21 protein-coding genes, 4 tRNA genes and 1 pseudogene are annotated in these 24,635 nt (G+C 71.2%); 15 read left to right on the top strand and 11 right to left on the bottom strand.

Features of this window, described 5'->3' with window-relative positions; translation table 11 throughout:
• Nucleotides 1–18: 18 nt before the first annotated feature.
• Complete coding sequence (locus tag HAV39_RS04425; RefSeq protein WP_191837854.1) at nucleotides 19–561, top strand: RNA 2'-phosphotransferase; 543 nt, start codon at nucleotides 19–21, stop codon at nucleotides 559–561.
• 62 nt (nucleotides 562–623) lie between these two features.
• Here HAV39_RS04425 and HAV39_RS04420 read toward each other — a convergent pair.
• Nucleotides 624–696 (bottom strand) — tRNA-Gly (locus tag HAV39_RS04420).
• Nucleotides 697–847: 151 nt separating this feature from the next.
• Here HAV39_RS04420 and HAV39_RS04415 point away from each other — a divergent pair.
• From HAV39_RS04415 to HAV39_RS04380, 8 genes are all read left to right on the top strand, one after another.
• Entirely contained in the window at nucleotides 848–1,942 is a 1,095-nt protein-coding gene (locus HAV39_RS04415) for a CapA family protein (RefSeq protein ID WP_239120731.1), read from the top strand.
• Nucleotides 1,943–2,037: 95 nt separating this feature from the next.
• Nucleotides 2,038–2,110 (top strand) — tRNA-Gly (locus HAV39_RS04410).
• 27 nt (nucleotides 2,111–2,137) lie between these two features.
• A tRNA-Cys gene (locus HAV39_RS04405) sits at nucleotides 2,138–2,208 on the top strand.
• 21 nt (nucleotides 2,209–2,229) lie between these two features.
• A tRNA-Val gene (locus HAV39_RS04400) sits at nucleotides 2,230–2,304 on the top strand.
• A 103-nt stretch (nucleotides 2,305–2,407) separates the two neighbouring features.
• On the top strand, nucleotides 2,408–2,632 hold the full coding sequence (locus tag HAV39_RS04395; RefSeq protein WP_191837852.1) for an SHOCT domain-containing protein: 225 nt from the start codon (nucleotides 2,408–2,410) through the stop codon (nucleotides 2,630–2,632).
• A 63-nt stretch (nucleotides 2,633–2,695) separates the two neighbouring features.
• A complete protein-coding gene (locus HAV39_RS04390; protein WP_191837851.1) occupies nucleotides 2,696–3,172 on the top strand; it encodes an HIT family protein in 477 nt (158 codons plus the stop codon).
• 177 nt (nucleotides 3,173–3,349) lie between these two features.
• Nucleotides 3,350–4,282, top strand: a complete 933-nt coding sequence (locus HAV39_RS04385) for a hypothetical protein (RefSeq protein WP_191837850.1) — start codon at nucleotides 3,350–3,352, stop codon at nucleotides 4,280–4,282.
• Between the two features lie 65 nt (nucleotides 4,283–4,347).
• The gene (locus HAV39_RS04380) at nucleotides 4,348–4,800 is read left to right on the top strand and encodes an MmpS family transport accessory protein (protein ID WP_191837849.1); all 453 of its coding nucleotides are present in this window, start codon (nucleotides 4,348–4,350) and stop codon (nucleotides 4,798–4,800) included.
• Between the two features lie 4 nt (nucleotides 4,801–4,804).
• Here the strand turns inward: HAV39_RS04380 and HAV39_RS04375 are convergent.
• Nucleotides 4,805–5,453: pseudogene (locus HAV39_RS04375) on the bottom strand (VWA-like domain-containing protein); the annotation flags it as partial.
• An 85-nt stretch (nucleotides 5,454–5,538) separates the two neighbouring features.
• Between HAV39_RS04375 and HAV39_RS04370 the strand changes: the two are divergent.
• Nucleotides 5,539–6,504: an alpha/beta hydrolase gene (locus HAV39_RS04370; protein ID WP_191837848.1), complete on the top strand. Its 966-nt coding sequence runs from the start codon at nucleotides 5,539–5,541 to the stop codon at nucleotides 6,502–6,504.
• Between the two features lie 39 nt (nucleotides 6,505–6,543).
• Here HAV39_RS04370 and HAV39_RS04365 read toward each other — a convergent pair whose 3' ends face one another.
• A complete protein-coding gene (locus HAV39_RS04365) occupies nucleotides 6,544–7,287 on the bottom strand; it encodes a FadR/GntR family transcriptional regulator (protein WP_191837847.1) in 744 nt (247 codons plus the stop codon).
• A gap of 104 nt (nucleotides 7,288–7,391) precedes the next feature.
• Here HAV39_RS04365 and manD point away from each other — a divergent pair, with 104 nt between their 5' ends.
• Both manD and HAV39_RS04355 read left to right on the top strand, forming a co-directional pair.
• Nucleotides 7,392–8,615 (top strand): D-mannonate dehydratase ManD, encoded by a 1,224-nt coding sequence (manD, locus tag HAV39_RS04360; RefSeq protein WP_191837846.1) that lies wholly within the window; start codon nucleotides 7,392–7,394, stop codon nucleotides 8,613–8,615.
• Nucleotides 8,605–10,782 carry an alpha-glucuronidase gene (locus tag HAV39_RS04355; RefSeq protein ID WP_191837845.1) on the top strand — a complete coding sequence of 726 codons (2,178 nt, stop codon included), beginning with the start codon at nucleotides 8,605–8,607 and terminating at the stop codon, nucleotides 10,780–10,782. Before manD ends, HAV39_RS04355 begins: the two co-directional genes overlap by 11 nt.
• A gap of 203 nt (nucleotides 10,783–10,985) precedes the next feature.
• Here HAV39_RS04355 and HAV39_RS04350 read toward each other — a convergent pair whose 3' ends face one another.
• From HAV39_RS04350 to HAV39_RS04325, 6 genes are all read right to left on the bottom strand, one after another.
• Nucleotides 10,986–13,019, bottom strand: a complete 2,034-nt coding sequence (locus tag HAV39_RS04350; RefSeq protein WP_191837844.1) for a beta-galactosidase — start codon at nucleotides 13,017–13,019, stop codon at nucleotides 10,986–10,988.
• Complete coding sequence (locus HAV39_RS04345) at nucleotides 13,016–13,699, bottom strand: DUF624 domain-containing protein (protein ID WP_191837843.1); 684 nt, start codon at nucleotides 13,697–13,699, stop codon at nucleotides 13,016–13,018. The genes HAV39_RS04350 and HAV39_RS04345 overlap by 4 nt, the downstream gene beginning before the upstream one ends.
• A complete protein-coding gene (locus HAV39_RS04340) occupies nucleotides 13,692–15,239 on the bottom strand; it encodes a GH39 family glycosyl hydrolase (protein WP_191837842.1) in 1,548 nt (515 codons plus the stop codon). Before HAV39_RS04340 ends, HAV39_RS04345 begins: the two co-directional genes overlap by 8 nt.
• 70 nt (nucleotides 15,240–15,309) lie before the next feature.
• Nucleotides 15,310–16,944 (bottom strand): ABC transporter substrate-binding protein, encoded by a 1,635-nt coding sequence (locus tag HAV39_RS04335; RefSeq protein ID WP_191837841.1) that lies wholly within the window; start codon nucleotides 16,942–16,944, stop codon nucleotides 15,310–15,312.
• A gap of 56 nt (nucleotides 16,945–17,000) precedes the next feature.
• Nucleotides 17,001–17,930, bottom strand: coding sequence for a carbohydrate ABC transporter permease (locus HAV39_RS04330; RefSeq protein ID WP_239120730.1), 930 nt, complete (start codon nucleotides 17,928–17,930; stop codon nucleotides 17,001–17,003).
• Nucleotides 17,927–18,919 (bottom strand): ABC transporter permease, encoded by a 993-nt coding sequence (locus HAV39_RS04325; protein ID WP_191837840.1) that lies wholly within the window; start codon nucleotides 18,917–18,919, stop codon nucleotides 17,927–17,929. The genes HAV39_RS04330 and HAV39_RS04325 overlap by 4 nt, the downstream gene beginning before the upstream one ends.
• A gap of 313 nt (nucleotides 18,920–19,232) precedes the next feature.
• Here HAV39_RS04325 and HAV39_RS04320 point away from each other — a divergent pair, with 313 nt between their 5' ends.
• Together HAV39_RS04320 and HAV39_RS04315 are read left to right on the top strand one after the other, a co-directional pair.
• Complete coding sequence (locus HAV39_RS04320) at nucleotides 19,233–20,282, top strand: LacI family DNA-binding transcriptional regulator (protein ID WP_191837839.1); 1,050 nt, start codon at nucleotides 19,233–19,235, stop codon at nucleotides 20,280–20,282.
• Between the two features lie 6 nt (nucleotides 20,283–20,288).
• On the top strand, nucleotides 20,289–21,296 hold the full coding sequence (locus HAV39_RS04315) for an acetylxylan esterase (protein WP_191837838.1): 1,008 nt from the start codon (nucleotides 20,289–20,291) through the stop codon (nucleotides 21,294–21,296).
• 41 nt (nucleotides 21,297–21,337) lie between these two features.
• Here the strand turns inward: HAV39_RS04315 and HAV39_RS04310 are convergent, their stop codons facing one another.
• Nucleotides 21,338–21,919, bottom strand: coding sequence for a DUF305 domain-containing protein (locus HAV39_RS04310; protein ID WP_239120729.1), 582 nt, complete (start codon nucleotides 21,917–21,919; stop codon nucleotides 21,338–21,340).
• 95 nt (nucleotides 21,920–22,014) lie between these two features.
• On the bottom strand, nucleotides 22,015–22,821 hold the full coding sequence (locus HAV39_RS04305) for a lytic polysaccharide monooxygenase (RefSeq protein WP_191837837.1): 807 nt from the start codon (nucleotides 22,819–22,821) through the stop codon (nucleotides 22,015–22,017).
• Between the two features lie 268 nt (nucleotides 22,822–23,089).
• On the opposite strand from HAV39_RS04305, the gene HAV39_RS04300 reads away from it, so the two are divergent.
• Entirely contained in the window at nucleotides 23,090–24,496 is a 1,407-nt protein-coding gene (locus tag HAV39_RS04300; protein ID WP_191837836.1) for a serine/threonine-protein kinase, read from the top strand.
• Nucleotides 24,497–24,635: the final 139 nt, after the last annotated feature.

The following is a 24,635-nucleotide window of genomic DNA, read 5'->3' as shown; positions in this document are numbered from 1 at the left end:
GCTAACGTGAGCCCCGACATGGACGTGAAGAAGATAAGCAAGCAGCTGGCGTACGTGCTGCGCCACCGCCCCGACACCATCGGCGTCACCCTCGGCCCCGACGGCTGGGTGCCGATCGACACCCTGCTGGCCGCGATGCGCGCCCACGGCAAAGGCATCAGCCGCGCCACCCTGGACGCCGTCGTCGCCGACAACGACAAGCAGCGCTTCGCCATCGACGGCGACCGCATCCGGGCCAGCCAGGGCCACTCCGTGCAGGTCGACCTCGGGCTGACCCCCGTCACCCCGCCCGAACGGCTCTACCACGGCACCGCCCGCCGCAACCTCGACTCGATCATGGCCGCCGGGGTGCACCGCGGCAGCCGCCACCACGTGCACCTGTCCGGCGACCCCGGCACCGCCCACAACGTCGGCAGCCGCCACGGCGCACCCGTGATCCTGATCGTCGACGCCGCCGCGATGGCCGCCGACGGCCACGCCTTCTACCGCAGCGCCAACGGCGTCTGGCTCACCGACGAGGTCCCCGCGACCTACCTGCGCGGCGAAACCCCACCCGGCTGAGCCGACCCCGGAAAGACGAATCGCCGGTGACCCGTAGGGTCCCGGCGATCGTGGTGCAAGAGAGCGGATGACGAGATTCGAACTCGCGACCCTCACCTTGGCAAGGTGATGCGCTACCAGCTGCGCTACATCCGCATGTCGTTCAGCTGGCCTTGCGGCTCACTGCCTGACAGGAGAGAACTTTAGCGGGTCGCCCGGCGGCCCCGCCACCGGGTATCCCCCGGACGCCGAGAACCCGGTCGAGACGGTGATGCGAAACGCCCTCACCTGCCCGTACCCTCGTGCCGTGACCTCCCCCCGCGCCCCCTTCGCCGCGCGTCTCACCCTGGCCCTCGCCCTCGTCGCGGCCCTGGCGGCCTGCTCGGCCGAGGAGCCCGCCGTCTGGCGGCAGCCCGCGGGCACACCCCCGGTGCCCGCGCCCGCCGACAGCGCCGCGCCCAGCAGCGCGGCACCGGCCGAGGAGATCACCCTGGCGTTCGCCGGCGACGTGCACTTCACCGGCCGCACCCTGCCGCTGCTGCAGAACCCCGACACCGCCTTCGGCCCCTACGCCGAGCAGCTGCGCGCCGCCGACTTCGCCATGGTCAACCTGGAGACGGCGGTCACCGACCGGGGCACCCCGCAGCCGAAGGAGTTCCACTTCCGCGCGCCGACCACGGCGTACGCCGCGATCCAGGCCGCCGGGATCGACCTGGTCTCCATCGCCAACAACCACACCCTCGACTACGGCCAGGTCGGCCTGCTCGACACCCTCGACTCCGCCAAGGCCGCCGGGATGCCGATCGTCGGCGCGGGGCACGACACCACCGAGGCGTACGCCCCGCACCTGGTCACCGTCAAGGGCGTCCGGCTGGCCGTCGTCGGCCTGTCCCAGGTCCACGAGCTCAAGGAGCAGTGGAAGCCCACCGCCACCCGCCCCGGCATCGCCATGGCGTTCGACCGCAAGCTGTCCGTGGCCGCCGTCAAGCAGGCCCGCGAACAGGCCGACGTGGTGATCGCCTTCATGCACTGGGGCACCGAGGGCCAGGGCTGCCCCAACGGCGACCAGAAGGGCATCGCCAAGGCCCTGTCCGAGGCCGGCGCCGACCTGATCATCGGCACCCACGCCCACGTGCTGCTCGCCGACGGCTTCCTGGGCGGCGCCTACGTGCACTACGGCCTGGGCAACTTCCTCTGGTACTCCACCTCCAAGAGCACCGACACCGGCCTGCTGACCGTGACGATCAAGGACGGGAAGGTCAAAACCCGGAAATTCACCCCCGGTGTCGTATCGGCCAACGGCCAGCCCAAGCCCGTCACCGGAGCCGCGCTGACCGCCGTACAGGGCCGGCTCACACAGGCCGCACGCTGCACCGGGCTGGCCGCCAGCCCGGCGGCGTGACGCGCCGGGGGACCCCGGTTTGTCAAGACCTCGCCGGACCGGCTAAAGTTCTCATCCGTTGGGCAAGCACGCCGGAAGGCGGGCGAAACTGACAAGCGGATGTAGCGCAGCTGGTAGCGCATCACCTTGCCAAGGTGAGGGTCGCGAGTTCGAATCTCGTCATCCGCTCGGAGAACCGCCGCAAGGCGTCACCACGGTGGAGTGGCCGAGAGGCGAGGCAACGGCCTGCAAAGCCGTGTACACGGGTTCAAATCCCGTCTCCACCTCGTAGTACAGCACGACAGCACGGGCGATTGGCGCAGTGGGAGCGCGCTTCCTTGACACGGAAGAGGTCACTGGTTCAAACCCAGTATCGCCCACCAGCAGTAACACGGTGAAAGCCCCTCCTCGGAGGGGCTTTCACCGTTCTGCGTCACAGTGTGTTGCAGCTCCCGACCTTGCCTGGGGCGCCTATCCTCACCGGTCGTGGAAGCCATCGTGCCTGTCGTCATCGTCCTCGCGTTAATCGCGTTCCTTCTCGGCCGCGCGCGGGACAGTTCGCTTGCCAAGAAGATCGGTGAAGAAGTAGGCGGCCGGCAGGGGTCCGACGATCCGGTCGTCCTTCTCGAAAAACTGCATCAACTGCGGGAGGCCGGAGCGTTGAAGGATGCCGAGTATGAGGCTCAGAAGGCCCGCATACTCGATAAATAGGCGAGTACACGTGTCGAGGGAATCGGCGCTGATTCACATGCCATGCCTCAGTAGGGTGGCCCGATGCAGATCACGCACGAGCCCGCCGGATATCAGTGTCCCTTCTGCGATCTTCTGGCCGGCCAGGGCGATGAGATCAATGCCCCCGAGGACATCGTGCGGCGCACCGAGCACGCGGCGGCCCTGATCGCACCCCGCTGGTGGCCGAACAACCTCGGACATGTGCTCGTCATCCCGACCGGCCACCACGAGAATCTGTATTCGATCCCGGCCGACGCCTACCGGGCCGTGGGAGATCTGGTGCGTGAGGTGGCTGTCGCGATCCGGGAGACCTACGACTGCGAGGGCGTCTCCACCCGGCAGCACAACGAACCCGCCGGCTATCAGGACGTCTGGCACCTGCACGTGCACGTGTTCCCCCGCTATGCGGGAGACGAACTCTACCGATCGCGGCCCCGGGCCGGCTGGGCGACGCATGAGGAGCGTCAGGTCTACGCCAAGCGGCTGACCACTTACTTCGGCCGGCAGACCGCCGCGTGAGCACCGACTCCAGGAGTCATCCACCCAAGGACGCCGGGGTCCTTCGCATCGGCGGCGCTGATGCGCATCGAGGCTGCGACCAGGAAGAACATGGCCGAGCGACCCGCGCCGCGAGTCCCGCATCGACTGCGTGGACGAGCCCCTTCGGACACTGCCCGCGGGGCGTAAAGTCTCGCCATGCGCCCCCGCCTGATCCGCGAAGTGCCGAACGACGACCTGCTCCCCGTCGTCGCCGGGCCCGGCCCGGGACAGCTACGGCTGCGCCTGTTCGACGACTGGCTGCTTCCTGCCGGTGAGCTGGATCTGCCCGCGCTCGACCCGCGCCTGCGCTTCGCGCCGCTGCCCGGGCACACCGGGTCCCTGATAGCCGCGGGCGACGAGGTCCTGCTCGTGGAGCGCGACGGAACGGTGCGCTGGCGACGCCGCGAGGATCCGGACCCGGAGTATCCGGAGCAGGCCACGCCATACGTGGACCCGGGCGGCACGCTGTGGCTCTGGCTGCCCGGCAAGGAGGACCGCATCGCCGTCGTCGACCCGGCGACCGGCGACCGGCTTGCCGAGTACGCCGACGGCGAGAACTCCTACGGCGTCGCCGTGTTCTCCCACGGCAGCCCCGCGTTCTTCGCGCACCCCGGCGGCGACTGGACCGGCCTGCACGTCGCGGCCGGAGACCAGGGCTCGACGAGCTTCCGGGTCCGGTACGCCGACGGCCGGATCACCGCCCATGAATTCCTGGGCGAGGCGCTGGCCGGCTTCGACACCAACGGCACCCGCTACCTGGCCGCCCACCACGACGACGAAGAGTTCGCCATGCGCTCGTTCCCCGACGGTGAGGTGCTGGCCTCCTGCGCCCTCGATGACATCCCCGGCTATCAGGCGGGCGGACCGTACCGGATCGACTACGGCGCCTTCATGATCAACGATGACCTGGTGCTGGCCTGTGTCGAAGGCGACGGGATCGCGGAGGACGTGCTGCTGTCCAGCCATACCCTGCACTGGGTCGATACCGTCCGCTACCCGTCCGCGTCCGGCCTGCCGTGGCGGTCGGCGCGGCCCGGCCACTGGCTTACCCGCGGTAGCGACGCGACGAGGTTGTGGGCGCTGCCGTAGCGGACGGCCCGCGCGTATACCCCCTCTGAGCAGGGGAGATTCAGGATGGCCTAAGCTCCTGCGCCGTGACCCCCTCTCCCCCGGCACCCGTCCCCGTGCCCACGCGCCGACGTCGCCTCGTGATCGGCTCGGCTGCCGCAGTGACCGCGCTGGCCACCGCGGCCGGTGTCGGATTTGCCGTGTTCGGCGGCGAAGACCGCGCCCTCACCCTGGAGGTGACCAGCCCGTACGGCTACGCGGCGGGCGTCAGCTGGTCATCGCCCGACGACGGGTATGTGGATCACGAGCACGGGTCGGGCAACCCCATGCGCGCATCGGTCGAGCTGCCGTGGCGCACGACGATCCAGGTGGACTCGGCCGAAGGCGCGGTCTCGGTCGGCGCCATGGCCGTGCACGGCGAGGCGATCGGCTGCCGGATCCTGCGCGGTGACGTCGTGCTCGCCGAGAAGTCGAGCGGGATCGGCGCCGACTGCATCGTCACCATCCGGCGGGCGTTCGGGGCGGGCCGAACGGACTGACCGGCTATCCGATGGCGACCACCCGCGCCCAGCTCGGCGGCGTCTCCGGCACGTAATCCGGGTCGTCCTCGTCCCAGGTGCTCCCCCGGGGGAACAGCCCCACCACCGTCCGGCACGGCGGCTTCTCCTCCGGCCAGGGTGTCTGCCCGTCGGTCAGGGCCACGATGACGTCCGGGCGAGGGCTGAGCAGCAGCGCTTTGACGAACCCGGCCCGCAGGTCCGTGCCCCCGCCGCCGGTCAGCGGGATCCCCTCGGCCCGGCACGGCGGGTACGCGACCCCCGCCGCCGCGTCGCATGCCAGCACCGTGACCAGGTCCCGCCGGCCGCCCACGGCACGGGCGATGGCGGTGACCTCCAGCAGCGCACTGCCCAGTTCGGCGTCGCTGACCGACCTGGACGTGTCGATGACCACCGCGACCCGGGGCGGCCTGCGCCGCAGGCTCGGCAACACGACACCGGGCAGGCCCGCGGCACGGCGCGACGGCCGACCGTAGGTGTACGTGCCGATCTCGGACGCGCCGCCGATCGAGCGCGGGCCGGTCTGGCTGGAGTCGAACACCACCGCCCGGGTGCGCGAGTTCGTCCGCGCCGCGACGGACGCCAACCCGGTGTCGAGCGCGCAAGGCTGAGCGCCCTTCGTCCAATCTGGCACGTCGAAGGCCTTGACCTGCCCCGGTATCGACCTCCTTAATCTTCCCTAAGGGAAACGCTGTTTCACTAAGGGAAACCGGAGGCACCATGTCGATCCACAGAGCCGCCCTCGCCCTGACCCTCGTCGCCACCCTGTTCGCCGCCCCGACCCCCGCGTCCGCCGCCCCCGGCGTCGTCGAGGTCAGCAACACCGTCGACATCCGCTGCGCCTTCTACACGATGAAGGCCGACGTCGACTGGTACTTCCCGGCCGGCACTCCGCGCGGCCTGGTCTACCTGCAACACGGCTTCTCCCGCAGCAACGGCAACGTGCAGGACCTGGCCGAGCACTACGCCGCAGCGGGTTTCGTGGTCTTCGCGCCGACCCTGCCGTCGGCCAACCTCTACGGCTGCACGGTCAACAACATCGGCAACAACACCGCGTTCCTCGACAACGTCGCCGACCTGCTCGGCAAGGCCGCCGACAGCACCGACAAGCTGGGCCGCAGCTTCGCCGACGCCCGCACCAGGGCCGGCCGGGCCGGGCTGGCGCTGCCGACCAGCTACGTGCTGTCCGGCCACTCCGCGGGCGGCGAGGTCGCCGCCTATGTGGCCAACAAGCTGCGCACCTCGTACGCGGCCCAGTTCGCCAAGGTGAAGGCGCTGGTGCTGCTCGACCCGGTGAAGTCGCCGGTCGGGCAGAGCATGGCGAACGCCTTCCACGGCCTGAAGACCACCACGCTGCCGATGTACGCGATCTCGTCGCCGCCGTACCTGGCCAACAGCAACGCGAGCGGCACCGTCGAGCTGGTGAACGACGTGCCGCGGCCGTTCCTGGGCGTGCGGCTGACCACCGGCTGCCACTGCGACGCCGAGGGTGCCAGCACCGACGGCCTGTGCACGCTGACCTCCGGCACGCCGCAGTCGCAGAACGTCGCGGCCCTGCAGGCCCTGGCCGTCACCTGGGCCGTCGACGGCGTCACCGGCACCACGACCGCCACCCACTACCCCGGCGGCACGTACTACGGCGACCTGCTCGCCACCGGCGTCATCCAGACCCTCAGCGGCGTCTGACCAGCGCCGCAGGACGACGCCCGTTAAGAAGGGCACCTTCTACAACGCGGAGCGTGGTGAAGGTGCCCTTCCTTCGGCTCGGGGGGTGGCGGGCAGCTCGTCTTGGATCTGCTGGGTGAGGGCGGTCATCGCGGTTCGGGCGCGCTCGCCGTCGCGGCGCTGGATCGCCTGGGCGACGTCGGCGTGCAGCGTGAGCGCACGCCGGTCGGGGTGCTGCGGCATGAGGTGGTGGTGATGGCGGCCGGTCAGCGACTCGGCCACGAGTTCGTGCAGGCCGGCGAACATCTCGTTGCCGGAGTGCAGCAGCACCCGCCGGTGGAACTCGATGTCGGCGCGCAGGAAGCCCGGCTCGTCGCCGGACTCCGCCGCCGCCCACAGCTTCGCGGCGAGCGCGACCAGTTCGGCCGCCTCGTCGGCGGACGCCCGCCGGGCCGCCAGCAGCGCCGCCTGCGGCTCGACCGCGGCCCGCAGCTCGGTCAGCGAGCGCAGCTGGGCCAGCCGCTCGTCCGACGCCAGCCGCCAGCGGATCACCTGCGGGTCGAAGACGTTCCAGTCGGCGGCGGGACGGATCCGGGTGCCGACCCGGCGGCGCGCCTCGACCAGGCCCATCGACGCCAGCACCCGCAGCACCTCGCGGACCACCGAACGCGACACGCCGCACCGTTCGACCAGCTCGTCGACGTAGAGCACGGTGCCGGGCGGGAAGCCGCCGCCGCAGATCGCGACGCCGAGCTCGTCGAGGACGCGGGCGTGCAGCCGGGAGGCGGCGGGAGGGGTGTCCATCCCATACAACATATCAGTTTATGGGTTGGTCTTGATTACGTCTGATTTATGGGCCTAGCATTTCGGGGCGAACCATCCGGTGCACCGTCCAGAAAGGGCACCTCGTGAAAATCGTCGCCGCGGAAGTCATCGTCACCAGCCCCAACCGCAACTTCGTCACACTGAAGATCACGACGGAGGACGGGATCACCGGCCTGGGCGACGGCACGCTCAACGGCCGCGAACTGTCCGTCGCCTCCTACCTGACCGATCACGTCGTGCCGCTGCTCATCGGCCGCGACGCCCACCGCATCGAGGACACCTGGCAGTACCTGTACCGGTCGGCGTACTGGCGGCGCGGGCCGGTCACCATGGCCGCCATCGCCGCCGTCGACGTGGCCCTGTGGGACATCAAGGCCAAGGCCGCCGGTATGCCGCTCTACCAGCTGCTGGGCGGCGCGTCCCGCAACGGCATCATGGCGTACGGGCACGCCTCCGGCCGCGACCTGCCCGAGCTGTTCGACTCCGTGCGCAAGCACCTGGCGCTCGGCTTCCGGTCCATCCGCATCCAGACCTCCGTGCCGGGCATCGACGCGGTCTACGGCGTCGCCGCGCAGAGCGAGGGCGAGCGCTACGACTACGAGCCCGCCCAGCGCACCCCGCTGCCCGTCGAGGAGGACTGGGACACCCGCGCCTACCTGCGCCACCTGCCCGGCGTCTTTGAGGCCGTGCGCAACGAGTTCGGGCCCGAGCTGCCGCTGCTGCACGACGGCCACCACCGGATGACGCCCATCCAGGCCGCCCGGCTCGGCAAGGATCTGGAGCCCTACGACCTGTTCTGGCTGGAGGACTGCACCCCGGCCGAGAACCAGGAGGCGCTGCGCCTGGTCCGGCAGCACACCACCACCCCGCTGGCCATCGGCGAGGTCTTCAACACCGTCTGGGACTACCAGACCCTCATCCGCGAGCAGCTCATCGACTACGTGCGCTCGGCGGTCACGCACACCGGCGGCATCACCGCCATGCGCAAGCTGCTCGACTTCGCCGCGCAGTACCAGATCAAGTCCGGCATCCACGGGCCGACCGACATCTCCCCCGTCGGCATGGCCGCCGCGCTGCACCTGGACCTGGCCATCCACAACTTCGGCATCCAGGAGTACATGCAGCACAGCCCGCTGACCGACGAGGTGTTCCGGCAGTCGTTCACCTTCACCGACGGCTACCTGCACCCCGGCGAGCAGCCCGGCCTCGGCGTCGAACTCGACGAGCGGGCCGCCGCGCGCTTCCCGTACGTGGCCGCGTACCTGCCGGTCAACCGGCTCAAGGACGGCACCGTCCATGACTGGTGACCAGCCCGCTGCGCACCCGGCCTGGCTGCCCGACAAGGCGTTCCGGACCGTCGGCTCGCGCCACGTGCTGGTCTGCGCCGACGGGCCGCTCGCGCAGACCGTCGCGCAGGAGGTCGCCCACGCCGCCGAGCAACACGGCGGCAGCCTGCACCACCGGCCCGCGGGACAGGCGGCACCGCACCCTGACGGCGACAACGCCGAAGACGGCAGCGGCACGGAAGCGCACGGCGGCACGAGCAACGGCAGCGGCGCGGCAGGCGAGCCCCGGTTCGACCTGGTGCTGGCGCTGACCGGCGCGGACGACCTGCCCGAAGCGGCGGCGATGGTGCTGGCCGAGCTGGACTGGCGGTCGGGCCGGGGCATGCTCGGCGCGGAGGGTTTCGCGCTGGGGCGGCGCGACGGCGTCACCGTGGTCCTGGCCGACGAACCGGCGGGGCTGCTCCACGGGCTGTTCCAGGTGGTCCGGCTCGGCGAGACCGCGTTCGGCGCGACGCAGCCGATCGAGGTCCACCACCCGGTGACAGCACGCCGGATGCTGAACCACTGGGACAACATCGACGCCCATCCGGTCATGGGCCAGGTCGAACGCGGCTACTCCGGCGGCTCGATCTTCTGGCGGGACGGCGGACTGACCCCGGACCTGGGCCGGGTCCGCGCCTACGCCCGGCTGCTGGCCTCGATCGGCGTCAACGCGGTCACCGTCAACAACGTCAACGTGCACGCCACCGAGGCGCGCCTGCTCACCGACCGGCTCGGCGACGTCGCGGCGCTCGCCGAGGTGCTGCGCCCGTACGGCATCCGGACCCACCTGTCGGTCAACTTCAACTCCCCGGTCGCGCTCGGCGGCCTGCCCACCGCCGACCCGCTCGACGACGGCGTACGCGCCTGGTGGGCGGACACGACCCGGCAGGTGTACGCGGCGATCCCCGACTTCGGCGGGTATGTCGTGAAGGCCGACTCCGAGGGGCAGCCCGGCCCGTTCGGCTACGGGCGCACCCACGCCGACGGCGCGAACACCCTGGCCGCCGCGCTGGAGCCGTTCGGCGGCGTCGTGCACTGGCGCGCATTCGTGTACAACCACACGCAGGACTGGCGCGACCGCAGCACCGACCGGGCCCGCGCGGCGTACGACCACTTCGCCCCGCTCGACGGCCAGTTCGCCGGCAATGTGATCCTGCAGGTCAAGTACGGTCCGATCGACTTCCAGACCCGGGAGCCGGTGTCGCCGGTGATCGCCGCGATGCCCGGCACCCGGCTCGCGGTGGAGCTGCAGGTGACCCAGGAGTACACCGGCCAGCAGCGGCACGTGTGCTACCTCGGCCCGCTGTGGCACGAGGTGCTGGCGTTCGAGCCGTGGGGCGACGGACGGACCGTGGCCGCGGTGGCCGCCGGGCGGGGCGCCGACAACGGCCCCACGGGGTTCGAGGGCGGCCTGGTCGCCGTGTCCAACGTGGGCGACGACCCGTTCTGGACCGGGCATCCGCTGGCGCAGGCCAACCTGTATGCCTTCGGCCGGCTCGCCTGGAACCCGCACCTGGACCCGGCCGCGGTCCTCGACGAGTGGATCGACCTGACCTTCGCCCCGGCGGCGACCGCCGACCCCGGCCTGCTGCGGCAGACCCTGCACGAGGTCATGGACGGCTCGTGGCAGACCTACGAGTCGTACACCGCGCCGCTGGGCGTCGGGTTCATGGTCCGGCCCGGCAGCCACTACGGCCCCGACGTCGACGGCTACGAGTACACCCCGTGGGGCACGTACCACTTCGCCGACCGCGACGGCATCGGCGTCGACCGCTCCCGCGCCACCGGCACCGGCTTCACCGGCCAGTACCCGCAGCCGTGGGCGCAGGTGTACGAGTCGGCCGACTCGTGCCCCGACGAGCTGCTGCTGTTCTTCCACCACGTGCCCTACACCCACGTGCTGCACAGCGGGAAGACGGTCGTCCAGCACATCTACGACACCCACTTCGAGGGCGCGGACCGGGTCGCCCGCATGCGGTCGCGGTGGGCGGGCCTCGCCGGGCTGGTCGCCCCGGACCTGGACGCCCGGGTGCGCGAGCGCCTCGACGAGCAGTCGCGCTGCGCCCAGGAGTGGCGCGACCAGATCAACACCTACTTCTACCGCAAGTCCGGCATCCCCGACGCCCACGGCCGCCGCATCCACTGACGCCCTGCCGCCACCCGTCACATGATCGCTCGACTTGCCAGGCACCTGGGCGAAAGCCGGCTCAAGATACGCACATCTGCCGGCAAGTCGGATGACCTCGGCCCGCCGCGGTGTCACGCGGATGCGGAGTCCCACGCCGCACCCGCGTGACGCCGCGAGACCGGCGACCCGCGCCCGCGGGCCGCCGTGCGGCCTGACCGCCGTCAGGCCGTCTCGCGCAGCACCACGACACCGAGCGGGTCGAGGGCGAGCGGCTGCCCGGCCTCGACCCGCTCCCCCGTCAGCAGGTCGACCCCGCCGGCGCAGGCGGTCACGGTGACCTTGTCGGCCCGGTGGTTGAGCAGGAACCGCAGGCGGGTCCCGTCGGGGGCGATCCGCACCGCCGTCTCCAGGTCGGCGACGTCGGCGTACGGCCCGAGCAGGTCGTGGCGGGCCAGCACCTGCCGCATCACCCACGAGACGCCGTCCTGTTCCAGACCGGCGGCGACGTACCAGCCGTGCCCGTCGCCGAACGTGTTGCGGGTGACGGCGGGCGTGCCCGCGTAGAAGTCGGCCCGGTAGGTGCCGACCACGTCCGCGCCCTGCGGGACGACCAGCTCGAACAGCAGCCGCGACGCGGCTTCGAGCCGGTCGTCGCCGCACTCCAGCAGCACCGGGTTGACCACGTCGGCCTCGCGGGCGTCCCACTCGTCGACCCGTACGCCCATCAGGGGTGCGAGCGGGCCGGGCACGTCGGTCAGGAACGCGTTGTCGTCCTCGTCGACCCGCCCGGACAGGAACGTCGTCACCACCGAGCCACCGCGCGCCGCGACGGCCTCCAACCGCCGGGCCAGGTCGCCCTTGACCATGTGCAGGGCGGGCGCGACGACCACGTCGTAGCGGCACAGGTCGGCGGTCACCGGCACCACGTCCACGTCGGCCCCGGCGTCCCACAGCGCCCGGTGGTAGGCGAGCACGACCTGCTGGTAGCGCACCAGCCGGGACGGGCCGTCGGAGATCTCCAGGGCCCACCAGCTGTCCCAGTCGAACAGCAGCGCGACCCGGGCCGGGGTCCGCGCGCCCAGGCTCACCCCGCCGAGCCGCTCCAGTTCCGCGCCGAGCTGCGCGACCTCGCCGAACACGCGGGTGTCGGACCGGCCGGCGTGGCCGACGACCGCGCCGTGGTACTTCTCGCTCGCGCCCCGCGAGGCCCGCAGCTGGAAGTACAGCACCGCGTCCGCGCCGTGTGCGACCGCCTGCCAGCTCCACAGCCGGTTGATCCCGGGCCGTTTGAGCGGGTTCACGTCGCGGCAGGCGGTGGTGCTCGGGGTCTGCTCCATCAGCCAGAACGGCTGCCCGCCCTTGAGACCGCGCATCAGGTCGTGGGCCAGCGCCATCCGGGGAGCGGACCGGTCGTCGGGCGGGTAGTTGTCCCAGGACGCGAAGTCCAGGTGCGCCGCCCAGCGGTGGTAGTCGACCGGCCGGTACATGCCCATGAAGTTGGTGGTGACCGGGGTGTCCGGGCTGGACTCGCGGATCGCGGCCTTCTCGTCGACGAAGTTGGTCAGCATCGCGTCGGACATGAAGCGCAGGTAGTCCAGGGTGATGCCCTGGAATGCGGTGTGGTCGGGGCCGCGCCAGTGCTCGGTCAGCGCCGACGGGGCCTCGATCTCGCCCCAGTCGGTGAACGTGTGCGACCAGAACGTGGTGCACCAGGCGTGGTTGAGCCGGTCCAGGGTGCGGTACTTCTTGCGCAGCCAGTCCCGGAACCCGGCGGTGCACAGCTCGCAGTAGCAGGCCCCGCCGTACTCGTTGCCCACGTGCCAGGCGATCACGGCCGGGTTGTCGGCGTAGCGGGCGGCGATCCGGCGGGCCAGTTCGGCCGACAGCCGCCGGAAGACCGGCGAGCTGGGGCACGAGTTGTGGCGCTGGCCGAACCGGTGCCGGCGGCCCTCGAAGTCGGTGCGGGTCACCTCGGGGTGGGCGCGGGCCAGCCAGGCCGGGTGCGCGCCGGTGCCGGTCGCCAGGCAGACGGCGCGGCCCTCGGCGGCGGCCCGCTCGACGATGGCGTCGAGGGTGGTGAAGTCGTACACGTCGGGCGCGGGCTGAGTCGACGCCCAGGTGAACACGCCGACCGTGACGGTGTCGATGCGCGCGGCGTCGAACAGCCGGTAGTCCTGCGTCCACACGTCCTGCGGCCACTGCTCGGGGTTGTAGTCGCCGCCGTAGCAGATCTTCGGGGTGGCGGGCAGGGTCATGCGATGAACTCCCGGGAGATCTGGCCGACCAGCGGACGGCAGTTGCGCAGCAGCACGTACACCAGCAGCGAGCCGGACAGGGTGAGCACCGCCTCGGACAGCAGCACGGTGAGCCCGGCCGCCGCGACGAGCACGCTGAGGTTGCCGAGGGTGACCGCGGGGCGGCGGACGAGGAAGTACGAGGCGAGCCGGGCGGCGTCGCGCACCCGGAAGTCGAACAGCGCCGTGATCACCAGCAGGTTCGTGCCCCACAGGGCTGCCGCGACGGCGAGCACGACCAGCAGCGCCGCCCACCACCGGGGCACGGCGGCGGCGTCGAGGTGGGCCAGGTTGACGGCGACGACGGCCAGCCACAGCAGCAGCGGAGCCCAGACCCGTAGCACAGGCTTGAGGTTGAGCCGGTAGCCGCGCCAGAACGCCGCCGCGGGGGTCAGGTCCGCGAGGTCGGCGCGGTGGTGGTGCAGCGCGTACAGGGCAGCCGCCACGGCCGGACCCAGCGGCAGCGCGCAGGCCGCGAACAGCGGGATGTTGCTGGCGTCGCGGGCCAGCAGCACCAGCGGCACCAGGCCCGGCAGCGTGGTCGCCACCAGCAGCAGCTCGACCACGAGCAGGCTGTAGACCAGCGCCGCGGCCCGGGACAGCACCCCCTGCCCGAACCGGCCCGCGGTGAGGTCAGCCATCGCTTCTCCCCGGCGGCTGCGGGGCGGAGCGGCTCAGGCCGAGCAGCCGGTCGTCGTCCCACCAGGGCGGGGTCTCGTCGACGACCGGGGTCAGCTCGACCAGGGTCACCTCGTGCCGGGCCAGCACCAGGTCCAGCTCGACGCAGCCGCCGACCCGGGACAGGCTGCGGTGGGTGCGGGCCGGTTCGGCGGCCTCGTACAGGTCGGCGAGCTGGCGCGAGCCGGGTGAGACCGGGCGGCCCATCTCGCACCAGGCCGCCCAGGCGTTGCCGGCCTCCTCGCTGACCGAGGAGCGGCTCAGGTATACCGACGGCGTGGTCGGCCCGCCGACCGGCACGGACAGGCGCACCGTGTGGCCGTCGATGGGCGGGCCGCCGGTGACGTCGACCGGGGCCCAGGCCAGCACGGTGACCCGGCCGGTGTCGTCGCGGGTCACCAGGTGGTCGGCGCCGCGGGTGAGGACCGCCTCGCCCATCCGGGCCATGAACGCGTACAGGTGGTAGGTGGGTTTGCGGATCTGCCGGTGGGTGAGCAGGCCGAAGCCGCCGTGGAACAGCGACGTCGGCACGCCGACCTCCTCGAACATGTCGCTGAACGTCCAGTACGAGAACGAGTCGACCAGGTCGCCGCCGTTGGCCAGCACCGGCGCGAGGTATGCCGCGTGCAGGGCCGTGTCGTGCACCGGGTTGTCGGGCCGGTAGGAGGAGTTGAACTCGGTGATGTGCACCGGCAGCCCGGCCAGCGCGGTGGCCGCCAGCAGCTCCCGCGGGGTGGCGAACTGCTCCAGCAGCCGCTCGGCCGGGGCGAGGGTCTGGTGTACCCCGAACGGCACGTGCTGGGCGGGCCCGGAGGTGTACGCGTGCTTGCTGACGAAGTCGACGGGCACCCCGCGTCCGTCCGTGAACTCCGCGAACGGGATCAGCCAGTCGTCCGCCCCGGGTGAGATCGCCGGCCCGCCGACCTGCAGCGACGCGTCGACCGCCTTGACCGCGTCGGCGCTGACCTCGTACAGCCGGTGGTAGGCGTCCCGGTCGGCGCCGGCCCAGAACTCCTTGAGGTTGGGCTCGTTCCACACCTCGATCGGCCAGGTGCGCACCTGCTCGATGCCGTACCGGTCGACGAGGTGCGACACCGTCGCCTTGACCAGGTCGGCCCACTGGCGCAAGGAGCGGGGCGGGGTGACGTTGCCGCCCCACCAGAACACGGTCTGCTCGCCCGAGGCCAGCGCCGCGGGCATGAAGCCCAGCTCCACGAACGGGCGGATGCCGAGGTCGAGGTAGGCGTCGACGACCTGGTCCACGTAGGTGAAGTTGTGCCGGACGCGGGTCGCGCCCTGGTACTCGTACGGCCGGTACACCCCGACGCCGTCGGACAGCAGGCCGTGCCCGCGGATGTGCCGGAAGCCGATGTCGCGCTGGATCATCGCCAGCGAGTCCTGGTGGTCGCGCCGCAGGGCGAGCTCGAAGCGGCCGGTGCCGACGCAGAAGCGCCAGGCGTCGGTGAGCCGGCCGGAGGCGGTCTCGGGTACGTGGATGCGCATGGCGGTTCCTCTGAGTGCACGAGAATGCGCCCGGCCGCGCCCGGGGGAACGGGCGCGGCCGGGCCGGTGGTCAGCCCCGCTGCTTGGCGAAGCGGTCGTAGGCCTTGTTGACGAGCTCGATGTAGGCGTCCATGTTCTTGGCCTTGAGCTCGGCGACGTAGGCATCCCATTCGGACAGGTCACGCTGGCCGAGGATGAACTTGAGCGTCATCTGGGACACGTGGTCCTTCAGCGGCGTCTCCCAGAGGGTGGCCTGCTCGGCCTCGGCGTCCTCGTACGGGTGCGGCGGCGGCACGGGCAGGATCTTCCTGGTGTCCATCGCCTTCTGGTAGTCCAGCTCCTCGGCGGAGAAGGTCGACTGGAGCAGCTGGGTGGTGCCGCCGTAGGCGAACACGCCGTTGCCGAAGCCGAAGTCCTTCTGCAGGTGCTTCGTGGCGGTGGGGTTGAGCTTGACGTAGTCGACGTCGGGCGCGAGCGTGAACTTGCCGGAGGCGTCCTTGTTGTAGGTGGTGCCCGGCACGCCCCACTTGGCGAACTCCTGGCCCGCGTCGGAGTAGTACAGCCAGTCGATGAACTGCATCATCGCGACGAAGTTCTTGCTCTCCCGGGCCTTCTTGGAGATCATGACGCCGTTCTCGAGCCGGCTGCCGGCCTTGACCTCGCCGGCCGGGCCGACCGGCTGCGGGATCTTGACCATGGTCGCCTTGGGCAGGGTCTCGGCCATCGTCGTGCGGTACTTGTTGACCAGCTCCTGCGCGTTGGCGCTGATCACGAAGGACTTGCCGGTGGCGAGCTTCTGGATGGCGGTGTCGTCGTCCTGGGTGAAGCTCTCCGGGTCGAGCAGGCCCTCCTTCACCAGCTTGTTCAGGTAGGTGACCAGCTGCTTGTAGCCGTCGGTGGCGCCGGTGAAGACGAACTTCTTGGCGCTGGCGTCCCAGTAGTCGTTGCGGTAGCCCCAGCCGCCGTTGGTGCTGAACGCCCCGGCCATGTAGTTGAACAGCGCGCCGCCGGGCGTGGGCTTGCTCCACCGGTCCGACATCGGGTACTGGTTGGGGTACGCCGCCTTCATCGCCTTGAGCATGGTGTACACCTCGTCCCAGGTCTTGGGCACGGTGAGGTTGAGCTGGGCGAGGATGTCGGTGCGCACGCCGAGGGAGTAGTCGGTCCACACGTTCTCGTGCAGGCCGGGCAGCAGGTAGAACTTGCCGTCGAGCTGGCGCAGCTGGTCGACGTCAGGCTGCAGGTTCCACTTGGCGATCTTGTCCTTGAAGTTCGGCATCAGGTCGAGGTAGTCGCTGACCGGCAGGATCGACCCCGAGGCCACGAACGGGGTCTCCTGGCCGGGGTAGGTCTTCGGGATGATCAGCGGTGCGTCGCCCGCGCCGATGAGCAGGCTGCGTTTCTGCTCGTAGTCCGACAGCGGCACCGCGGTCGGCTGCAGCGTGACGCCGGTGCGCTTGGTCAGCTCGGACCAGAACAGCCACTCGTTCTTGAGCGGGTAGTTCGGGTGGTTGTTGTACAGGATCGAGAAGTTCAGCGCCTCGGTCGCCTTGAACTGCGAGTTCACGCCGTAGTCGGACATCGCGCCGACGCGGTTGCCGGACAGGTCGTCGGAGGCGGGTTCCTCGCCGGTGCACGCGGACAGGGATACAGCCAGCAGCGCGGCGGCGAACGCCGCGACGCGTCTGCGGGAGCGGATTGCCATATGTTTGCGCCTTTCAGGATGGGGAGTGGAAGGTGCGACTTGCGGATATCGCCGGTTCACCCCTTGACCGCCCCGAGCATCACGCCGGACACGAAGTACCTCTGGACGAAGGGGTAGACCAGCAGGATCGGCACGACGGTGAGCACGATCGTCACGGCCTGGATGTTGGCCGCCGTTTGCAGATCGGCGTCGGCTGCGCCGACGGAGCCCGCCCCGGTCGCCCCGGCGATGAGATTGCGCAGGTAGACGGTGACGGGGAACAGGTCTGACTGGTCCATGTAGAGGAAGGCCGAGAACCACGAGTTCCAGAAGGCCACCGCGTAGAACAGCACCATCGTCGCGATCATGGCTTTGGACAGCGGCAGCACGATGCGCCACAGGATGCGGTAGGTGTCCAGGCCGTCGACGGCGGCGGCCTCCTCCAGCTCGACCGGCATGCTCTCGAAGAAGGCCTTCATGACCAGCAGGTTGAACACGCTGATCGCGTTGGGCAGCGCGATCGCCCACACCGAGTTCTTCAGGCCCAGGCTGGTGACCAGGATGTAGTTCGGGATCAGGCCGCCGGAGAAGAACATCGTGAACACGGCGACGCCGACCAGCGCCGACCGGCCGCGCAGGTGCTTCTTGGACAGCACGTACGCGTAGCAGGTGGTCAGCACGATGGCGACGGCGGTCGCGACGACGGTGTAGAAGACGGTGTTGCGGTAGTTGGCCCAGAACATGTCGTCGGCCATGACCAGCTTGTACGTGCTGAGGTTGAACCCGCGCGGCACCAGGTTGACCTGCCCGGCCCGGATGTAGGCCTCCTGGCTGAACGAGCGCGCCACCACGTTGACGAACGGGTACAGCGTCACGATCACCACGACGGTCAGCACGACCGCGTTGACGGCCTGGAACACCCGGTAGCCCCGGGTGACCTTCATGCCGCGCCGCCGCCGTGCCACCGGCAGGGGCGGGGCCGGGGCCGGCTTCTGTTCGACGGTCACCACAGGCTCGTCCCTACTGCGCGGCGGGCGATGAGATTGGCCGTCAGCACCAGCGTCAGGCCGATCACGGCCTCGAACAGGCCGATCGCGGCGGCGTAGCTGAAGCTGTTGGACAGCACGCCCATCCGGAACAGGTACGTGGAGATCACGTCGCCGGTGGGATACGTCAGCGGGTTGTACAGCAGCAGGATCTTCTCGAACCCGACCGCCATGAACGTGCCGATGTTGAGGATCAGCAGGGTCACCATGGTCGGCCGGATGCCGGGCAGGGTGACGTGCCAGGTCTGGCGCCACCGGCTCGCCCCGTCGATGCGGGCCGCCTCGTACAGGTCGGAGTCGATCGTGGTCAGCGCGGCCAGGTAGAGGATCGTGCCCCAGCCGACGGTCTGCCACGCCTCCGAGGAGACGTAGATGGTGCGGAACCACTCCGGCTGCTGCAGGAACGGGATCGGCTCCCCGCCGAAGGCCCGCACCAGCTGGTTGACCGTGCCGTCGACGCTCAGCAGCTGCATCACCATCGCGGCGATGATCACGACCGACAGGAAGTGCGGCAGGTAGGACACCGACTGCACGAAGCGCTTGAGCCGGCGGCTGCTCAGCTCGTTGAACAGCAGCGCCAGCACGATCGGCAGCGGGAAGCAGACCACCAGCGTCAGCACGCCCAGCACCAGGGTGTTGGTGAAGACGTTCCAGAACGTCGAGTCGCTGAGGAACATCTCCACGTAGCGCAGGCCGACCCAGTACTCGCCGAGCGGGTTGCCGCCGGGCTGGAACTTACGGAACGCGATGACGTTGCCGACCATCGGCAGGTAGCGGAAGACCGCGAAGAACAGCAGCGGCAGCAGCGCCAGCGAGTACAGCTGCCAGTCCCGGCGCAGCGCCCGCCGCCAGGTCAGCCGCTTGGCGCGGACGACCGGCGGGCGCGCGGGCACCGGCGGGGCCGCCTCCGCTGTGGACCGTGGCGGGTCCAGCGTCCCGGGCACGCTCATTCTCGGACCTCCCCTGTTCAAACCGAAGCGCATTCCGTACGACCACGGCGCGGTCCGTCACGGACAGCGGGTGCCGACCTCCGCGTTTCACCGAAAGTTTCGGAAATATTGCGTTACCTGTGCCGGGCAACTTAAGCGCCGCGCTGGGACGTGTCAAGGGTCGTTGAACTGCTGACACAAACGATTGCAGTGCGTGACAATCCGGAGAGGACCGTCGATCCCCTCGATCCCTCGAAACATCACACTGGCCGAGAATGCCGATCGTGGTGTTAGAGTTCGGGCCGAAACTTCCGAGGCAGCTGGCGAGGCAATGATGACGAAGTCCCAGCCGAGCACCGCATCCAGCGCGGTGACGATCGCGGCCATCGCCGACGAGGTCGGCGTCTCCACCGCCACGGTCTCCAAAGTCCTCAACGGACGCCTCGACGTCTCCGCCGTGACCAGAGCCCGCGTCGAAGCCAGCCTTGAACGCAACCGCTACCGCCGCCGCGCCCGACGCCTGCCCACCGGAGCGGGCCAGATCGACCTCGTCTTCCACGAATACGACTCCACCTGGGCCATGGAGATCATCCGCGGGGTCCAGACGATCACCGCCCCCGCCAAGGTCGACGTGGTGCTGTCCCAGCTCGACGGCCGCCACCGGCCGCCGCAGGAATGGCTCGACGGCGTGCTCGCCCGCAAGCCACTCGGGGTTCTGTTCGTGCAGTGCCACCTCGCCGAACCCCAGCGCCAGCAGCTGCACCGCCGCGCGATCCCGTTCGTCGTCATCGACACCGACAGCGCCACCTCCGCCTCGGTGCCCACCGTCGGCGCCAACAACTGGAGCGGCGGCCTGCTCGCCACCCGCCACCTGCTCGAACTCGGCCACCGCCGGATCGCCGTCATCTCCGGCCCGACCGACGTGCTGTGCAGCCGCGCCCGCACCGCCGGATTCCGGGCGGCGCACGAGGAGGCCGGCCTCTCCGTCGACCCCGACCTGGTCCGGCACGGCACCTTCTACGTCGCCACCGGCCACGAGCACGCCATGGACCTGCTCACCCGGCCCGACCGGCCCACCGCCGTCTTCGCCGGCTCCGACATGCAGGCCATGGGCGTGCTGCGCGCCGCCCGCCAGCTCGGCCTGCACGTGCCCGACGACCTGTCCGTCATCGGCTACGACAACCTGCCCGTCGCCGCCTGGACCGACCCCGCCCTCACCACCATCCACCAGCCGCTGCGCGACATGGCCGGCGCCGCCGCCCAGATGCTGCTCGACCTGGCCAACAAGATCGACCTGGCGACCAGCCGCATCGACCTGGTGACCGAGCTCATCGTCCGCGAGACCACCGCGCCGCCCGCGCACCTGCGCCCGACCACCCGGTGAGGACCCATGCCCCTGTTCGACCTACCGCTCGACCAGCTCCGGCACTACGCGCCCGACGTCGCCGAACCCGCCGACTTCGACGAGTTCTGGTCCGCGACGCTCAAGGACGCATCCGCCCACCCCGTGCTCGGTGACGTCCGGCCGGTGCAGACCGGCCTGCCCCTGCTCGACACCTGGGACGTCACGTTCGCCGGCTTCGGCGGCGACCCCGTCCGCGCCTGGTACACCCGCCCCGCCGGAGCCGACACCCCACTGCCGGTGGTCGTCGAGTACGTCGGCTACGGCCGCGGCCGCGGACTGCCCCACGAGCGCCTGACCTGGCCCGTCGCCGGATACGCCCACCTGCTGATGGACGCTCGCGGCCAGGGCGGCCAGTACGGCAGCGGCGGCGACACCCCCGACCCCCACAGCGGCGCGCTCGGTGGCCCGTGGCCCGCGACCCGCGGCATCCTGGACCCGCGCGACTACTACTACCGGCGGCTCATCACCGACGCCGTCCGGGCCGTGGACGCGGCCCGCGCCCTGCCCGGAGCCGACCCCGACCGGATCGTCGCCACCGGCAACAGCCAGGGCGGCGGCCTGGCCCTGGCCGTCGCGGGACTCGTGCCCGACCTCGCCGCGCTCATCACCACCGCACCGCTGCTGTGCCACCTGCAACGCGCCATCGAGATCACCGACGCCCCGCCGTACGGCGAGATCGTCAACTTCCTGGCCGTACACCGGGACGCCGAGGACGCCGTCCGGCACACGCTGTCCTATGTCGACGGTGTCCACTTCGCCCGCCGCGCCGTCGCGCCCGCGCACTTCGGCACCGGCCTGCGCGACAACGTATGCCCGCCCAGCGGCGTGTTCGCCGCCCACAACCACTACGGCGCCGCCAACGGCCGCCCGCGGCGCCCCGCCCGCGAGATCCACGCCTACCCGTTCAACCACCACGAGGGCGGCGAGGCCTACCAGGTGCGGCGGCAGCTCGCCTGGCTCTCCTCCGTGCTGGCCGCCGACCCTGCTTCCTGAGCAAGCCGACCGGCGGACGCGGGGTCGGCCAGGGCGCGGGGTCAGGCCGCGACTAGGCCCAGCATCTGCTTGATCTGCTCGTTGCGGGACAGCGTGATCCGGTTCGCGAGGTCCTTGACCTGCGGGTTGACGCCGCCGTCGGTCTCCATGCGGGCCATCTCGACGGCATTGTGCTGGTGGCCGATCAGCAGGTTCAGGAACGTCGTCTGGAACTGGGCGGCACTCGCCTTGCGCAGCGCCGCCATCTCGTCCGCGCCGGTGATCGGCAGGCCGCCGTGCGAGGCGTGCGCGTTCGGGTCGTGACCGGCGGTCGTCGGCTCGCCCCAGCTTTTCAGCCAGCCCTGCATGACCTCCAGCTCCGTGGCCTGGGTGACCTCGATCGCGCCCGCGAGCATCGCCACCTCCTCGCTGGTCTGGCGCGTGCGGGCCAGCTTGACCATCTCCAGGCCCTGCGTGTGGTGGGTGACCATCATCTGCAGGAACATCACGTCGGTCGCGTTGAACGTCGCGTCCGCCCGGGGCGCGGCGGGCGGCTGGTAGGCCGCGGGCTCGGGCGCGGCGGTGCCGCAGCCGGCCAGCAGGGCGAGCGCGGCGGCGGCCAGTGCGGTCCGGAGCTTTCTCATCGGCATGGTCCTGTTCGGAGACGGCTTTGCGGGACGGGGTCGGAGGCGGGGTGGTGACCGGCGGGCCGCACGTGGAACGGCCCGCCGGAGACCCGTCAGATCGGCAGCCAGAGCGCCAGCGTGTAGTACGAGGGCTCCCAGGTGACGATCGAGGTGTGCGACTGCCGGCAGCGGTAGCGCACGCCCTGGTAGGTGACCTCGTCACCGGTCCGGTAGGTCGTCCCCGGGGCCCACTGCGCGCCGCCGGGCACGGTGCCCGTCGGGCGGGGCGTCGGCGAGGCGGCCGGACCCGACGGCCGCACCGTCGGGCGGGCGCTCGGGCGGGCCGTGGGCGACGCGGTGGGCCGGGCCGTCGGGGACGGGGCGGCGGTCGGCGACGGGGCCGGGCCGCCCCCGCCGATCTGCAGGTCGATGCAGTTGTAGAAGGCCATCGGGGTGTCGCCGATGTTCCAGATTGCCAGCAGGGTCTGCCGGCCGCTGAACCCGGCCAGGCTCACCTGGTGCGACACGGTCGCGTTGGGCTGGCGGCCGCCGTCTTCGAAGAACGCGATCCGCGTACCCCCGATGAAGTATTCCCAGCTGCTGGTGGAGTGCCGGGCGGTGAGCACCCAGTTGAAGGTGACCGAGGAGCCGACCGAGGTCGCGGGCCAGTTGCGGCTGCTGTCGTTCAGCACGGCGAACTGCGCCAGGCCGCCGTGGCAGTTGCGCTGGCCCTTCGGGCCCTCGACGCTCTGCGGCTCGTACTGGATCGGGCCGCAGTCGGCGACCCGGCCCGACGCGCACAGCGCCTGGCGGCTCGGGGGCGACGAGACGTAGCCGTGGGCGGACGCGGGCGCGGCGACCGCCAGCGACGCGGTCACGAGACCCAGCGCCACCAGCGGGTAGGCGACCAGTCTTCGCATGGGATGAACTCCGTTCCTGCCGGGGGCGCACGCGGCCGGCAACCCGGCTCGCGGGGCGGCGGCGCGCGGCGGCGACCGCGGTGCACGGCCGATGCCCCGAACGCTACGGAGAAGTCCCTTGTGGAGACCTTAAACGCCCCACAAGATCCGCATAAACCTCAGCCGGACCGGGTCGCCTTGCCGACTCGCGCCGCACTGCGCGGGGCGCGGAAGGGTGACATCGGTCGCATGCGGTTTGCCCGCCGACCGTGGCGGGTAGGGCGCAGGGATGGGCAGACTGCTGGGCGCCCGGTACCGGGTCGACGAGGAGATCGGGCACGGTGGCATGGCCACCGTCTGGAGTGGACGCGACCTGCGCCTGCGCCGCCCGGTCGCCGTCAAGATCCTGGACCCCGCGCGATTCGCCGACACCGCGACGCGGCAGCGCTTCTGGCGTGAGGCGCAAGCCGTCGCCGCGCTGCCGCACCCGCACATCGTCGCCGTGTACGACGTCGCCGTCGAGACCGACGACGCCTACGTGGTGATGGAGCTGGTCGACGGGCCCAGCGTGCACACGCTGCTGCAGGACGGCCCGCTGCACCGCGACCAGGCCGTCGGCATCGCCGTGCAGACGTGCGCCGCGCTGGCCGCCGCGCACTCGGCCGGCATCGTGCACCGCGACGTGACCGCCGCCAACCTGCTGGTCAACTCGGCGGGGGTGGTGAAGGTGTGCGACTTCGGCATCGCGGCCTGGCAGGAGGCGGCCTACCCGTCGCTGGTCGCCGGGACCCGCGGCTACACCGCGCCCGAGCAGGCCGCGGGCGGCCCCGTCGACGCGCGCACCGACGTGTTCGGGCTGGGCTGCTCGCTGTACGCGATGCTCACCGGCGCCCCGCCGCCGACCGGGCGCGACAGTGCCGGTGTGCGCGACGATCTGCTGCGCGCCGGGGTGCCCGCGCCGCTCGCGGAGCTCACCGGCCAACTGACCGCGGCCGATCCCGGGCACCGGCCGGCCAGCGCCGAGCAGGTCGCCGCGCAGCTGCTGACGATCGGCGAGGCGCTCGTGCCCGACCCGTACACGACGGCCCAGCTGACGGACACCCTGCTCAACGCGCCGGTGTCGCCGGCCGGCACCCGGCCCGGCCCCCTGGTCGGGGTGGCCTCCGTGCCGCCTCCCCCGCCCGCGCGACCCGGGCCCGCGGCCAGGTTCTCCGCCCGCCGCCCCGGGCGGCCCGACCGCTGGCTGCGGCCGGTGCTGTGGGGCACGGCGGCCGTGGTCGCCATCGTGACCGGGCTCATGCTGATCGTGCTCGCCTCGGCCGGCGCGCCGCCGGGCAACGCCGCCGTGGCCGGGCCGTCGAACCCCCCGAACGCGGCGAGCGCGACCCGGCCGGCCGCGCCCCAGCCGTCGGCTGCCCGCCCCGCCGACCCGCTGGCGCAGCTGCGGCAGGAGATCGACCGGCTGGCGCGGGCGGGCGGCATCACCGGCAAGGACGCCGCCGAGCTGCGCAAGCAGGTCCAGGACATCGAGAAGCGGCTGCGCCGCGACGGGGACGGCAAGGCCGCCGACGAGGCCCGCGAGCTGCTCGCCAGACTCCGCGACATGCGCGGCGACGGCGACCTCCCGGACAGCGCGTTCCAGGTGCTGGAACCGATCGTGGACCGCCTGGCCGGGACCCTGTCCGCCGGTGCGTAACGCCGGCATGATGACCCGCGGGTAAGCGGGCGGGCCATGGGGGCCGCTCACCGCGCTGACGCCCCGGCGCCCGTTTCCGCAGCCAGCAGAGTCCTGAGGTTGGGAAGGGCACCTTCTACAACGCAGAGCGTTGAGAAGG

It is taken from the genome of Catellatospora chokoriensis (assembly GCF_011297315.1).
Classification (GTDB): domain Bacteria; phylum Actinomycetota; class Actinomycetes; order Mycobacteriales; family Micromonosporaceae; genus Catellatospora; species Catellatospora citrea.
Note: the sequence above shows the minus strand (reverse complement) of the source record. Positions and strands in the feature narration are given on the sequence as shown.